Here is a 13,294-nt window from a genome sequence, read left to right on the forward strand (position 1 = left end):
ATTACTCCCCATCCAATCTTTCATTTTCAGATTTGGCGACCAAAATAGAAACGCTTGCATCACCTGTAACATTCACTACCGTACGGCACATATCCAAGAGCCTATCTACTCCCAAAATAAGATTGATACCATCCGAAGGAATTTTTGCCTGTTGCAAAACAATAATCAACATCAAAATTCCTGCTCCTGGAACGGCAGCAGCTCCGACAGAAGCAAGTGTAGCTGTCAAGACAATGCCGAGTTGTTCTACTAAGGTCAATTCCATTCCGTAGGCTTGTGCAATAAAAAGAGCAGCTACACCTTGATATAAACTTGTTCCGTCCATATTTACAGTTGCTCCAACAGGCAAAACAAAACTTACAATCTGCTTCGGAACGCCTAAAAACTTGTTTACTCGTTCCATCGTAACAGGCAGCGTGGCAGCACTAGAACTGGTAGAAAATGCCAAAAGCTGTGCAGGAGCAATACCATTGAAAAATTGTAGTGGGTTGTAACGAGCAAAAATCATTAGAATTACTATGTAAAAAACAATCATTAGAAGCAATCCCAAAACGACCGTCAGACAGTAGATTCCTACCACTTTGAAAAGCTCAACTACTTTGTTTAAATCTCCTTCTGCAAAATCTACAATCAAGAATGCAAGCAATGAAAAAACACCATAAGGCGCAAAGAGCATCAGAATTTCGACTATTTTTATGACCAAATCATTGAGCGCATCGAAGCCCTTTTTTATCATTTCTCCTTTCTTAAAATCTATCATAACTAAAGCCACTCCAAACAAAACAGCAAAAAATATCACTTGAAGCATATTTTGGTTATTAGTAGCTGCTGCTACTACATTATCTGGAACAATGTCAATAATAGGCTGCAACGGACTAGCTTCTTTTACATCTTTGGCAGCTTTTTGTTTTGAGGCTGTTTTCTCTGCATATTTTTGAGCAAATTCGGCTCTTTTTTCTTCTGAAAAAGCCTTCCCTGGTTGGATGACATTTGCTAAAACGAGTCCGATAGAAATCGCTACAACGGTCGTAATCAGATAAATCAGTATGGTTCGGCTACCCAAACGAGAGAGTTTTGAAATATCACTCATACTTGCAATTCCTTGTATTAGAGAAATAAATACTAAAGGCATTGCAATCATTTTCAAAGAATTGACAAAAATCTTTCCCCACGGCTGCACCCAGTCGTTTACAAAACCACTCCAACCCATCAGAACGGCAGCTATTCCGAAAACAACGCCTAGTATCATTCCGATAATAATTTGCCAGTGGAGAGCGAGTTTGAACGACTTTTTCATAGTATTTGTATATCTAAATATAGGTTTTACAGAATTTTATTAAAATAGATTCCAAATATAGGTTGGTTTTGATTAAACAACAAACGACTGAATTGATAATTAAAAATTAATAATCAACAATTAGATTAAACTCAGAGCAAATAAAATTATCAATTTTGATAGAATAAGCGTAATTTTGCAGTTTAAAATGGAAATGTATTTATGTAGAGATAAGGCTTGCCTTATCTAAATAAGAAAAATATGGTTTATTTGTGTAGAAAAGAACATTTTTGCGCTTCCCACCGATTATTTAATCCTGCTTGGGACGATGAGAGAAATAAAGAAGAGTTCGGTATTTGTTCGAATCCGTATTTTCATGGACACAATTTTGAGCTGACTGTAAAAGTAAAGGGAAAGATTAATCCAGATACAGGCTGCGTGTTAGACTTGAAAAAACTAGGAAAACTAATACGAACTGAAATCATAGATAAAGTCGACCACAAGAATCTTAATATAGAAGTAGAGTTTCTAAAAAATAAAATTCCTTCGTGTGAAATTGTGATTATGGAGTTTTGGAAAATTCTTGCACCTAAAGTACAAGAGATTTCAGATAATAATGCTGTTTTGCACTCTCTTACGCTTTTCGAAACAGAAAAGAATTATGTAGAGTATTTTGGAGAGGAATAGACTTTTTTGTAAAACAGTCTTCTAGACTGTTAGCAGAACCTAGTAATTACATATTTTATATTCAGACAAGATATCTGAACTACATTTGCAACAAGCAAAATTTCCCCTTTCAATTCTAAGATTTATATGTAGTTTTGTAGAAAATTGTACGAAAACATATTCTAATCCATTAAAAACGGAATATTCACCCATACAGCAAAACTTCATAGTTCTTATGCAAAAGAAAATTAAATCTGCGCTCATTTCAGTATTTTACAAAGACGGCTTAGAACCTCTTTTACAAACGCTTGCCAGTCAAGGTGTTACTATTTACTCTACTGGAGGAACACAAAAGTTTATTGAAGAGCAAGGCATTTCAGTAGCTCGTGTTGAAGACCTAACATCCTACCCTTCTATTTTTGGAGGACGAGTAAAAACGCTTCATCCAAAAGTTTTTGGAGGAATTTTGCACCGTCGTGAGTTAGATAGCGATGTTGAGGAAGCAAAAAAATACGAAATTCCAGAAATCGATTTGGTAATTGTAGATTTATATCCTTTTGAGGAAACAGTAAAGTCTGGCGCATCGGAAGATGAGATTATTGAAAAAATCGATATTGGAGGAATTGCCCTTATTCGTGCTGCTGCCAAAAACTACAATGATGTCGTAATTCTTTCAGACAAAAAAGATTATCCACTGCTCAATCAGATTCTAAAAGAGCAAAACGGAACAACAAATTTAGAAACGAGAAGAAATTTTGCTAAAAAGGCATTCAATACCAGTTCGCACTACGATACAGCGATTTTCAAGCATCTTGACCAAATACATACACAAGGAAATGATGTGAGTTTAGTTTTTAAAGAAAGTATTAAAGAAGGAAGAGCCTTGAGATATGGAGAAAATCCACATCAGAGAGGCTATTTTTATGGAGATTTGGAAGCACTTTTTGAGCAGCTCAACGGAAAAGAACTCTCTTACAACAACCTTGTAGATATTGATGCAGCTGTTGCTTTGATTGATGATTTTGAAGATTCTAAAGACGAAACGCCAGCTTTTGCTATCCTAAAACACACCAATGCTTGTGGAATGGCAACAGGAAAAACAGTAGCTGAAGCCTATAAAAAAGCCTTTGCTGCTGATACGCTCTCTGCTTTTGGTGGCGTTTTGATTACTAATTCGGAAGTCGATAAAGCTGCTGCCGAGGCGATGCATGATTTGTTTTTTGAAGTTCTGATAGCTCCAAATTTTACACAGGAAGCTCTAGAAGTTCTTACTCAAAAGAAAAATCGTATTCTTTTGAAACGAAAAGATGTTGCTTTTCCTCATATTCATTTCAAAACACTTTTAAATGGTGTTATTTCACAAGATGCTGATAAGAAACAAGAAACAAAGAAAGACCTTAAAACAGTAACTAAAAAAGCTCCGACAAATGAGCAAGTAAATGCCCTTCTTTTTGCTAACAAATTGGTAAAACACACTAAATCAAATACGATTATTCTTGCCGTAGAGGGACAACTTTTAGCTAGTGGGGTGGGGCAGACTTCTCGTGTAGATGCACTCAAACAAGCCATTGCAAAAGCAAAAGTATTTGGGTTTGACTTGAAAGGTGCTGTGATGGCTTCTGATGCTTTTTTTCCTTTTCCAGATTGTGTAGAGATTGCAGCGAGTGAAGGAATTAGTGCTGTTATCCAACCTGGTGGGTCTATCAAAGACCAAGATTCTATCGATATGTGTGATAAAAATGGAATGGCGATGGTCTTGACAGGAACTAGACATTTCAAACATTAATTCTCAAACCGTCGTTGAGGTCAGTCAGAACCATCAATGATGTAATGTGATTTCAACCATAAGTAAACATTGTGTTTTGCTTATGGTTGGTTCAGTTTAAACATTCATTTCACTATATTGAATTATAATTAGCTATACTGAATACTTATTTGGCTTTGCTAATTCGTAATTCGTAATTAGCTTCGCTGATTATCCCATAATTCGTAATTGACAATGATTTTAGTAACAGGAGCAAACGGACAACTTGGACAAGAACTTCAAGCCCTTCAAAAAGCCTATCCCTTCGAATTTCACTTTACAGATACTGATAAGCTAGATATTACACACACCAACCGTGTAAACGAGCTTTTCGATCTCCAACATTTTGATTATTGCATCAATGCAGCAGCTTATACAGCCGTAGATGCTTCTGAAAATGATAAACTTTCGGCGTATGAAGTTAATGTAGTCGGAACGACCAATCTTGCCAAAGCCTGTGAAAAACATGGGGTTCGTCTGATTCATATCTCTACAGATTTTGTTTTTGATGGTAATAAATGTACGCCCTACACAGAAGCAGATGAGCCTAATCCTAAAGGAGTATATGGCACTTCCAAATGGCAGGGAGAAAAAAATATCTTACAACATAATCCACACACTATTATTTTGCGTACGGCTTGGTTGTATTCTAGCTTTGGAAAGAATTTTCTCAAAACAATGCTTTCTTTAGCTGACAAAAATCCTTTAAACGTTGTCTATGACCAAGTAGGAAGTCCAACGTATGCAAGAGATTTAGCTAATGCTATTCTACAAATTATCTTGAAACTAGAAGAAAAACGTTTTGTAGAACCACATCTTTGGGGAACATACCATTATTCTAACGAAGGCATAGCTAGTTGGTACGACTTTGCCCACGCTATTTTCGAACTCTCTAAGCAAACAAAAGATAAAAAAGTAAATCTACAACCTATTCGTTCTGCACAGTTTCCAACCTCAGCCGAACGTCCTTCGTATAGTGTATTAGATAAACAAAAAATCAAAGAGCATTTTGATATTGAAATCCCTCATTGGAGAGATGCCTTGAAACGATGTTTGAAGAAGGTATAATATAACAGGGTTGAAATGACAGGGTTAAAACCCTGTCTAATTCACGCAAAGTGAAACCCTGTTCTTATAAAAAACTATGCCCACCCACAAAATAAATCTCCATTCTAAAGAACACCAAGATTTTCTAGCCCAAAATAGAAAAGACCCTATTACTGGAGATACTATTTTGGCAGGCGATGAAGTTGTGTTTTGTGCTGGCTGTAAGTCTGTTTTTCTGAAAGATACATGGGAATATTTGCGTGGGCAGCATTGTGAGCAGAATGAAACATTGATAGAGTTTCCTCTTAGTGCTAACTCTATTCAGTTACAAAAAAGTGAAAAGCTCTTATTTTATAGCTATCTCACATCAAAAGACAACAGTTTTAGTAATATCCCAAACATAGATAGAGACACTTGGAAATATAGAGGGACACCACAACCTCAAAATACAATAAGTTTTTCAATATATGTAGTTGCTCTTATTTCTGTTTTCGTAGGGATAACTGGTGCTATGGTATATAATAACCCTTTGTTTGTCCTTGCTCTGGTTATATTTTTGGCAGTGCTTTTTGTTATCAAACATTTCTATGCCAGTGTAAATGCACACGAGATTAATACATTTCATAATAATTTTAATAGTGAAGTTTTCTATATTTCTAATAAAAGTATAGGATTTAGTACCAAATATGGAGTAGAGGATTATACTTCTAGCTTTGCTGATATTGCATCACTCTCTTTTGACTTTTCACAGTTTAGCAGTTTCTCATCAAAGATTGGCAATTGTACTATTACTAATACAGGAGGGAGAAAAGTAAAGTTTTATATAAACTATTTTGAAATGACGGAAAATGATAGCTTTCTAAAAACATTGCATTTCTTAAATCAAGAATATAACATCAGTATTGATATCACAACCAACAGTAGAAAAAATAGAGACGAAGCAGAACGTTTTATAAGTCGTAATGATTCTAAAATCAATTTTTCATTTGTAGAGTAACTATTTTAAGTTAGTATGCACACTCACAAAATCAATCCCAATCTCAAAGAACATAAAGGCTTTTTAGCTCAGAATAGAAAAGACCCCATTACTGGAGACACTATTTTGGCAGGAGATGAAGTTGTGTTTTGTGAGAGTTGTAAATCTGTTTTTCTAAAAGATACATGGGAGTATTTAGGTAAGCAGCATTGTTGTCAAAGTGAAACATTAATTAAAATTCCACTATCTAAAGAATTATTATTATCTACTGAAGAAGATATTTTCTTTTATGCTTATTTATTTAATGGTAGAGGAAGTTCTATTCCAAAGTTAAATGAAAAATGGACTACAACAGAGAGAAAACTTTCACAAGTCCAGTTTTTTTTTGATGGAATATATATACCCATTATCTCTTGGGTAATTTTCGTAGTAGAATTATTCCTAGCTAGTTTCAATGAAAATCCATTACTTTTTATAGCTGGAGTAACATTAGCTTTTACCACTCTTCTATTTGGTAATATACATGATAAAATATATGGTAGAAGGCTAACTACAATACACAAATACTTTAAAAATGAAGTATTCTTTTTCTCTAAAAAAGGAATTGGACTCAGTAGTAATTATGGAATAAAAGAGTACACACTAAATACTGATTATATAAAATCAATAGAATTCAAGTTTTCTGTAAATTCAAACAGTTACTGTATCATTACTAATAAAGATAACTTTACAACAAAGTTTTATATCAACAATTTATTTAAAGAAAACAATAGTAAAGAATTTTTAGAAGCAATAGATAAGTTGAATCACTTATTTTCTATTCCAATTCATTTAGAAATAGGTAAACATCCACGTTATCAAACAGCCATAGATTTTGTAAATTCCACTGAGAGCAATATCACTTTTGAAATTAAATAAGAGATGGTATCAAGACAAATCAAATTTGAAAAAAAAGATTGGACATTATCTCATAATAAAATAGAGACTATGTCCAATCTTTTTGCTTAGTTCTTGAAATTTGTCCCCCAATTTTTGGGTTTATTAGAATTTTAATCCTTTTGTATTTCTGACAGCAGAACTGCATCAAATCGTTGGGTTATTAGGCTATGCCGTTCAAAAACTCATGAAATTTTTTATCAAAAACATCAGGTTTTTCTATGTAAGGACTATGTCCTGTATCTTCAATAACAAATTCGGTATAATTACCTCCATTTTGCTTGTATTGTTCCAATACATATCTAGTTTGGCTTACCATAGGTTGAGGAGGAAATACTTTCTCTCCAGGATAATTTGGGATTACACCCATTTTTCCCAATGTTCCCAAGTCAAATAGTGAGTTATCTGATACAATTTGGTCATCTGAACCTCGTACCCATAGTATTGGAGGTTTAGAAGTGCTATTCAAAAAATTAGATATAGTATCCTTTATATATTTAGGAGAAGCCGAGTTGATAGAACCATACTTGCCTGGAGCGACAAAAGGATAATTGCTAGAAGGAATAAAATCCCCTGGATATTTGTTCTCTCCTACCTTTTGACTCAGCAATCCGTCTAATAATTCCTCTTCACTCTCAGGTCGAAATGGAGGTTTCCAGTAGAAGCTGTTCATTACTATTCTAGGAGATGCCTGAGGATTGTCTGTGCTTTTATCATTTTGTGCTATTAAGTTTGCAAATTCAGGATTCACAATTCCCCCACCCGAGCCAGCAAAATCAGGAAAACAAGGAGTTCCTTTTTCGTCTTTTGTTCCTCCAAAGCCAAAAGGAGAGCCAGGGTTGATGAGCGTGGCAGATAAAACCTGTTCGCTATATTTTGCTATTAGAGAAAATATAAAAGCTCCTCCTAGTGAGTGTCCTACAATATGATATTTTTTTATATCTAGCTTTTCTAATAGGGCTTGCAAATCTTCTACCCAATCACTCATGCCTTTGGTAGCATCTATAAGTACATCTTGTGTATCTCCATATCCTCTTAGGTCTGGCGCAATTCCTCTGAATTTTTCATCTAAAGCATTCATAGTTCCTTTCCAATAGACTGATGAAGAAGCATTTCCATGTATAAAAACTACTGTTTGGCTTGCTTTACTTTGCGTCTCTAAATAACTGATTTGTAATCGTGAGGTTTGAATAGATTTTCTTTCCATGTTTAAGAGTTTGTGTATTTTCATTGTGGTACTTTGTAAGTAACATAAAGCTTGGGTAAAGAGATAAGCCTACAATTACTACGTTTGATTTCATACTCCTAAATTTACATGAAATATTTGGTAATAATAATAAAAAACCAAATAAAAATTGGATTTTGGTTTGATATTTGAATATTTATTTATAAGTTGCGTTTAAATGAAATTTTATTTCGCAGACCTACTTTCATAATCTACTCTTACTCTTTTCTAATTTATTATTCTATGAGAAAAACATTGTTTTCTACTTGCTTACTCACTACTTTACTTATACTTTCATCAGCTTTTACTTCTTCAAATTCTCTTTCTTTAGGTGGTGGAGAAGAAAAATTTGTTCCTAAAACAAATGTAGCTTCCAAACTTCTATCAGATAGATGTTCTCACAATCGTTCAGCAGATGCCAATATCACACACGTAATGCTTCATTTTTGTAGCAATGCAGCTCAAAACCCAACCAACCCATACAATTTAAAAGATATTCTAAATATATTTGAAACCTACAAAGTTTCAGCACATTATATTATTGATAGAGAGGGAGTTATTCATCACTTAGTCAATGAAAACCGTGCAGCTCACCACGCAGGAAAAGGACATTTGTCGCACGAAGCTCATCGCCACAACGACCTCAATGGGCGTTCGATAGGAATAGAAATGATGGCTATCGGAACACAATCTGAAATGTCAAAATTTATTTCTACGGCTTCTTACTCAAAAATAGATAAAAATGATATTGGTTTTACAGAAGCACAATATAAAGCGTTAGACCGTTTGTTAAAAGATATTGAAAGCCGTCATACAGATATTAGCCACGACCGTCAGCATATTGTAGGACACGACGAATATGCACCTTCACGTCGTAGCGACCCAGGAAGTTTATTTGATTGGGCAAAAATTGGTTTGGCAGCAAACTAAAAAATAATAGAAAAGAAAGAGAGTTATACCATCTAAAAAGGTCTAAATTCATTGTGAATTTAGACCTTTTTTATTGTGTTTGTTTTAGGCAACAAGTTCTTTTGTGTTTTTCAAGATATTTTCAATCTGTAAGAAATGTCTTATCTGATGGTTAATTACAAAACGAAACGTGTCTCCTAAGTTAAATTTTAGAAGGGGAATGGTAAGAGAAACCTTTGTTTTATTAAGATTTATATTCTTTGATTTTTCTAAGAGACGTATAAATTCATTTTGGTCATCTATAAATGTTTCTAATACTTTTCTATTTACACCACTATGAATAGGGTCTTTGTCTTTGAAAGTTGTCATTTTATTGATTTGTCCAGCTTTTTTTCCTGTTTGGTTGGGAAGCATAGAGTTGGCAGAATAGTTTCCTAAAAAGCCACTTTTGAAAATATAATTGTCTATACTTTTCTTATCCATCTTTTTATTTGTATCCATTTTGGCATCAATTCGCTTTTCTATTTCCTCCAAATAAAATTCGCTGTATCTGTTTAAATGTTCTATACATTCTAAAACTGTCCAGCTTTCTGAATGTGGTCTTTCGTTTAGCTCATCATCGGAGAGGTTGTTCAGATGTTCTGCTTTCCCTAAAATAGTTCTTATTTCTCCTATCAAATTTTGTGTTAGTTCTGATGCTGCTATTTTCATAATAATTAGATTTTAATGGTTTGAATATCAATGATTTACTACAAAAATACAGACTGTATAACTTCAAAACATTGATTCAAATCAAGAATTTTATTTTGATACAGAAAAACAATAAGGAAACTAAAAGTAATGGAAAGTCTGTTAGTTGGAAAAATAAATATAAAATTTTAGAGTACTGTATATGAGATAAAAAGTTGTTGGTGTCGCTACACTAAAAAAAACAACTAATGGTGTTTTTTTCCTATTTTCTGAGTCACAGAACAGCAAATATCTATTGATGTCCAGTACGCTAACAAAATTCATATAACAGATAAAAATGCAAAAATCCAAACGAATAGCCATTGCCAAAGATACTGTCAAGATAATTGAAGATGGTTTTTATATCAATCAAAAAAACAAAAAAGTAGATATCTCTGAGATTCAAAAATATTCTCAACTAAATTCAGAGCTTTTTGAAGAGGAAGATAATTCAATGCTAAAAGAACATTATCAGCCATTGCCAAATAATATTACAAAATTTTCTACTCAAAATGAGTCAGTAATGGTTGTGATTGACAATTTTCTGAAAGAGAAAAAAGCCCCTGTTTTTTGTCTAAATTTTGCTTCTGCTAAAAATATAGGAGGTGGATTTCTGACAGGCGCACAGGCACAAGAAGAATCGATTGCACGAGTAACAGGACTTAGTGCGTGCTGCTTTGAGTTTTTTGATGAATATTATCAGTTTCATCGTGGGAGAAAAACGATGCTATACACCGACACAATGATTTATTCTCCAGATGTTCCAATTTTTAAAAACGATGAAGGAGAATATTTAGATACGCCTCAAAAGATAAGCATTCTGACTTCGGCTGCCGTCAATGCTGGTGTAGTGCGAAGGCAAGAACCCAAACGAATTGATAAAATCATTCCTACGATGTATCAGCGCACTGAAAAAGTCTTGGCGATTGCTCATCAAAAAGGATATAAATATTTAGTTTTGGGAGCGTGGGGCTGTGGTGTTTTTCAAAACATTCCTATCGATATTGCTACTATCTTCCACGAGCTTCTGACTGGAAAATTTGAAAACTGCTTTGAAGAAGTCGTCTTTGCCATCAAGACCAATCAAGAAAAAATAATCAGTCCTTTTGAAAAATATTTCTAATACGATAGCTTTTCTTTTTTAAGAAACTCAAATCCATTGCCTTTCCACTCATAAACAATTCTCATAAAATGGGAAGGCTCTTCTTCACTTTTCACTTCTGATAATAAATCATATTCAAAAATGAGTTTTTTATCTTTGATATTATAATAAACATTAATTTCCAACGTATTGTCCAAATCGTATTTTGGAGTAGAATAAGATAATTTTTTATCTGCTTTATATATTCTGCCAAACCTTGATGATTTATTTTCAATAATTAGCCAACTTGCTGTTACTGAAGAAATATAATATACTGATGATACTTTTTCTTCTTTATTTTCTAAGATAAGATAATTTCTTTGCTGTTTATTTTTTGATAGATTATGTATTTCCACAACATTACCGTAATCACCTCCCCTAATTTCTATGAGTTCTGCATTTGTATCTAAAACATGAAGATACGATTTTGAAATGCTAGTAAAATAAGCAAAATGAGCATCTCCTGTAAAAGTGAAGAGTTTGAGTAAAGAATCGGAAGAATAAATTACTTTTCCATCAAAGTATTGTTCCTCGTAATCTTCTATGTCAAATTCTTGATTATTCAAATTTTCTAAATAGAAGTTAATTTGCTCTTGGTCTGTAAGAGTTTGAGATAAGGCAGTTTCTTTCAAGAGAAATGAAAAAACGAAGACAAGAGGAAATACAAAAGATATTAGTTTCATAAGAAGACTTCAATTTTTTCAGTCAGAATTTCGATAAGCTCTTCATCCATATATTCATATTCGTCTGGAATATGTAGAACTTCGATTGTTGGAATTTCTAAGTGAGAGTATAGCTTTTTGATTTTCTGTTTTTGGTCTTTTTCCATTACCAAAATCAAATTTGCCCACTCAACATCTTTCTCGGTGATTTTACGATTACTCTTCGGACTCACTCCCACCGAACGAACGGCAAAACGATTGTCATTTTTAAAAATGAATTCGGCTGTTCGGCTGCGTTTTTTGTTTTTACCACAAACCACTAAAAAATTGGGTCTTTCTTTCATTATTTATTTACTAATTCCATAAAAAAGAGTGAAAAAGGCAGAGGGATAGATTTGTTTGTTTTCTGCTAGTCCCATAATCTCAATTTCTTTTGAATAAGCATCTATCATCATCCCAGCTTCAAATCCGACTTGTGAGCCTTTGAAGGCACTAAACTCTAGTGCAAGAGAGGTCTTTAGGCTTGCTCCTAATTGAATATTTGCATCTGTAAGGCGTTGTGCAAAAGAGCCTGTTCCCACAACAGCTTCAAATGAAGTGTGTACTTCTGGGTCGTACTGTTCTGTTCTGATAGTTTCATTTGCAAACTGATAATCAATAATATAGGGCGCAACTATTCCGATGGTTGGTCCTATAGCTCCGATAGCATTGACTTGTATTCCACGCTCTTCTGCCTTTCTAAACAGAACAAATTCTCTACCATATTGAGGACGCAAAACATAGAGGAAATTACGCTTTCCTGGAGTGAAAAACTCTCCTGTTATTCTGCTGGCTCTGCGCTGCTCTTTTGGGTGTCTAACATCTACCAACTCTAAGGAAAAACTATGATACATTGTTTCTGTAATTGCTTTTGAATAACGAAAAGCAAAACCTCCGATAAGCCCAGACTGTGTGTTTAGATTCAGACCATACACAAATTGAGTTTCATAGCTAAAATCATCTGTATTATTCTGTGAGAATGAAGAAAAGCTAAACAATAAGGCAAGTAAAAGTAATGTGAAAAATTTCATATAATAAATGATTGTGGTTTTAGAGGTATAGTTGCCACTGACGAGATATAACTTCTTATAAATGAATTAAATTAATAATCGGAAAAGTAATTTTGTTATTACACAACTTAGAAACTATCATTGTGTTTGTTGAGTACATAAAATACTATGAAGCTATCAAATTTCACTAAAAATTAAAGAAATAGAATAGTATTTGCTTATTTTGCTACAAAATATAGCCTGTCTAACCCTTATATAAATAAAAATAGAACTACTATGATGTGTAAAGTTAATCATTTTTGTAAATTTTTTGCTTTTGTTGTCTGTCTTTCATTATATGGTAAAGTCTTGGGGCAAACAGTTATTTCTGATGAAGAACGCAAATTATTTACTACCATAGAAAGTTTTGAACCACTGGGAATTATCTATGAAAATGCAAGTGCTGGTGAGGAGATAGAAAAGGAAGATTATGGCGATGGTTCTTTGCTATACACTTATGAATTTGAAGATGCTGACTTGTGGTTACACGAACTTTTATGGGTAGAATCTTCTGCACAGGCAGCTAACTTTACGTATGAAGCATACGGAGAAGCCAGTAAAACTTACCTTTCAGAAGGACTTCAACTTTCAGCCTTTAGAGTATTGCCCCTCTCTAATGTAAATGCCGATGTCGTAGTAGCAGATGTGTATAATGAAAGTCAAAAGAAAGTGGGAGCTATTGTTCGTTTTAAGGAAAGAAATGTTAGTGGAATGTTGATTATGATAGGAATTGATTTTCAAGAACAAGTAATGACAAAGTTCCTAAACACAGAAATACAACAAATGAGCAAGACGTGTTCAGAACTTTCTCTTTGGAAATAGAAAGCCAATCATT

At 33.7% G+C, this 13,294-nt stretch carries 14 protein-coding genes; 8 read left to right on the plus strand and 6 right to left on the minus strand.

The annotated features are described in order from the left end of the window. Window position 1: 1 nt before the first annotated feature. Complete coding sequence (locus QZ659_RS09260) at window positions 2-1,297, minus strand: dicarboxylate/amino acid:cation symporter (RefSeq protein WP_291725312.1); 1,296 nt, start codon at window positions 1,295-1,297, stop codon at window positions 2-4. A 240-nt stretch (window positions 1,298-1,537) separates the two neighbouring features. Here QZ659_RS09260 and QZ659_RS09265 point away from each other — a divergent pair, with 240 nt between their 5' ends. From QZ659_RS09265 to QZ659_RS09285, 5 genes are all read left to right on the plus strand, one after another. Continuing rightward, complete coding sequence (locus QZ659_RS09265) at window positions 1,538-1,963, plus strand: 6-pyruvoyl trahydropterin synthase family protein (protein ID WP_291725314.1); 426 nt, start codon at window positions 1,538-1,540, stop codon at window positions 1,961-1,963. 214 nt (window positions 1,964-2,177) lie between these two features. After that, window positions 2,178-3,728 carry a bifunctional phosphoribosylaminoimidazolecarboxamide formyltransferase/IMP cyclohydrolase gene (purH, locus tag QZ659_RS09270; RefSeq protein ID WP_291725316.1) on the plus strand — a complete coding sequence of 517 codons (1,551 nt, stop codon included), beginning with the start codon at window positions 2,178-2,180 and terminating at the stop codon, window positions 3,726-3,728. Window positions 3,729-3,941: 213 nt separating this feature from the next. Next, entirely contained in the window at window positions 3,942-4,814 is an 873-nt protein-coding gene (gene rfbD, locus QZ659_RS09275; protein ID WP_291725317.1) for a dTDP-4-dehydrorhamnose reductase, read from the plus strand. Window positions 4,815-4,890: 76 nt separating this feature from the next. Beyond that, window positions 4,891-5,790, plus strand: a complete 900-nt coding sequence (locus QZ659_RS09280) for a hypothetical protein (protein ID WP_291725319.1) — start codon at window positions 4,891-4,893, stop codon at window positions 5,788-5,790. Between the two features lie 15 nt (window positions 5,791-5,805). Next, window positions 5,806-6,687, plus strand: coding sequence for a hypothetical protein (locus QZ659_RS09285; RefSeq protein WP_291725321.1), 882 nt, complete (start codon window positions 5,806-5,808; stop codon window positions 6,685-6,687). Between the two features lie 181 nt (window positions 6,688-6,868). On the opposite strand, the gene QZ659_RS09290 is transcribed toward QZ659_RS09285, so the two are convergent. Beyond that, window positions 6,869-7,936: an alpha/beta hydrolase gene (locus QZ659_RS09290; protein ID WP_291725322.1), complete on the minus strand. Its 1,068-nt coding sequence runs from the start codon at window positions 7,934-7,936 to the stop codon at window positions 6,869-6,871. 237 nt (window positions 7,937-8,173) lie between these two features. Between QZ659_RS09290 and QZ659_RS09295 the strand changes: the two genes are divergently transcribed. Then, window positions 8,174-8,860 (plus strand): N-acetylmuramoyl-L-alanine amidase, encoded by a 687-nt coding sequence (locus QZ659_RS09295; protein WP_291725325.1) that lies wholly within the window; start codon window positions 8,174-8,176, stop codon window positions 8,858-8,860. An 84-nt stretch (window positions 8,861-8,944) separates the two neighbouring features. Here the strand turns inward: QZ659_RS09295 and QZ659_RS09300 are convergent, their stop codons facing one another. Then, a complete protein-coding gene (locus QZ659_RS09300) occupies window positions 8,945-9,550 on the minus strand; it encodes a DinB family protein (protein ID WP_291725327.1) in 606 nt (201 codons plus the stop codon). Between the two features lie 316 nt (window positions 9,551-9,866). Between QZ659_RS09300 and QZ659_RS09305 the strand changes: the two genes are divergently transcribed. Then, window positions 9,867-10,691, plus strand: a complete 825-nt coding sequence (locus QZ659_RS09305; protein WP_291725329.1) for a TIGR02452 family protein — start codon at window positions 9,867-9,869, stop codon at window positions 10,689-10,691. Here QZ659_RS09305 and QZ659_RS09310 read toward each other — a convergent pair. The 3 genes from QZ659_RS09310 to QZ659_RS09320 are packed head-to-tail and all read right to left on the minus strand — an operon-like array spanning window position 10,688 to window position 12,441. Further along, window positions 10,688-11,392: a hypothetical protein gene (locus QZ659_RS09310; protein ID WP_291725331.1), complete on the minus strand. Its 705-nt coding sequence runs from the start codon at window positions 11,390-11,392 to the stop codon at window positions 10,688-10,690. The genes QZ659_RS09305 and QZ659_RS09310 overlap by 4 nt on opposite strands. Then, window positions 11,389-11,715, minus strand: a complete 327-nt coding sequence (locus QZ659_RS09315; RefSeq protein ID WP_291725333.1) for a low molecular weight protein tyrosine phosphatase family protein — start codon at window positions 11,713-11,715, stop codon at window positions 11,389-11,391. The genes QZ659_RS09310 and QZ659_RS09315 overlap by 4 nt, the downstream gene beginning before the upstream one ends. 3 nt (window positions 11,716-11,718) lie before the next feature. After that, window positions 11,719-12,441 carry a hypothetical protein gene (locus QZ659_RS09320; protein WP_291725336.1) on the minus strand — a complete coding sequence of 241 codons (723 nt, stop codon included), beginning with the start codon at window positions 12,439-12,441 and terminating at the stop codon, window positions 11,719-11,721. A gap of 255 nt (window positions 12,442-12,696) precedes the next feature. Between QZ659_RS09320 and QZ659_RS09325 the strand changes: the two genes are divergently transcribed. Continuing rightward, window positions 12,697-13,281 (plus strand): hypothetical protein, encoded by a 585-nt coding sequence (locus QZ659_RS09325; protein ID WP_291725338.1) that lies wholly within the window; start codon window positions 12,697-12,699, stop codon window positions 13,279-13,281. The last annotated feature ends 13 nt before the right edge of the window (window positions 13,282-13,294 follow it).

Origin of the sequence: Bernardetia sp., from assembly GCF_020630935.1 — a bacterium.
Classification (GTDB): Bacteria; Bacteroidota; Bacteroidia; order Cytophagales; family Bernardetiaceae; genus Bernardetia.

Excerpts from the sequence above, each read along its gene's own strand:
- QZ659_RS09260 (WP_291725312.1), bottom strand. The coding sequence starts at position 1,297 with ATGAAAAAGTCGTTCAAACTCGCTCTCCACTGGCAAATTATTATCGGA.
- QZ659_RS09265 (WP_291725314.1), top strand. The coding sequence starts at position 1,538 with ATGGTTTATTTGTGTAGAAAAGAACATTTTTGCGCTTCCCACCGATTA.
- purH (WP_291725316.1), top strand. The coding sequence starts at position 2,178 with ATGCAAAAGAAAATTAAATCTGCGCTCATTTCAGTATTTTACAAAGAC.
- rfbD (WP_291725317.1), top strand. The coding sequence starts at position 3,942 with ATGATTTTAGTAACAGGAGCAAACGGACAACTTGGACAAGAACTTCAA.
- QZ659_RS09280 (WP_291725319.1), top strand. The coding sequence starts at position 4,891 with ATGCCCACCCACAAAATAAATCTCCATTCTAAAGAACACCAAGATTTT.
- QZ659_RS09285 (WP_291725321.1), top strand. The coding sequence starts at position 5,806 with ATGCACACTCACAAAATCAATCCCAATCTCAAAGAACATAAAGGCTTT.
- QZ659_RS09290 (WP_291725322.1), bottom strand. The coding sequence starts at position 7,936 with ATGAAAATACACAAACTCTTAAACATGGAAAGAAAATCTATTCAAACC.
- QZ659_RS09295 (WP_291725325.1), top strand. The coding sequence starts at position 8,174 with ATGAGAAAAACATTGTTTTCTACTTGCTTACTCACTACTTTACTTATA.
- QZ659_RS09300 (WP_291725327.1), bottom strand. The coding sequence starts at position 9,550 with ATGAAAATAGCAGCATCAGAACTAACACAAAATTTGATAGGAGAAATA.
- QZ659_RS09305 (WP_291725329.1), top strand. The coding sequence starts at position 9,867 with ATGCAAAAATCCAAACGAATAGCCATTGCCAAAGATACTGTCAAGATA.
- QZ659_RS09310 (WP_291725331.1), bottom strand. The coding sequence starts at position 11,392 with ATGAAACTAATATCTTTTGTATTTCCTCTTGTCTTCGTTTTTTCATTT.
- QZ659_RS09315 (WP_291725333.1), bottom strand. The coding sequence starts at position 11,715 with ATGAAAGAAAGACCCAATTTTTTAGTGGTTTGTGGTAAAAACAAAAAA.
- QZ659_RS09320 (WP_291725336.1), bottom strand. The coding sequence starts at position 12,441 with ATGAAATTTTTCACATTACTTTTACTTGCCTTATTGTTTAGCTTTTCT.
- QZ659_RS09325 (WP_291725338.1), top strand. The coding sequence starts at position 12,697 with ATGATGTGTAAAGTTAATCATTTTTGTAAATTTTTTGCTTTTGTTGTC.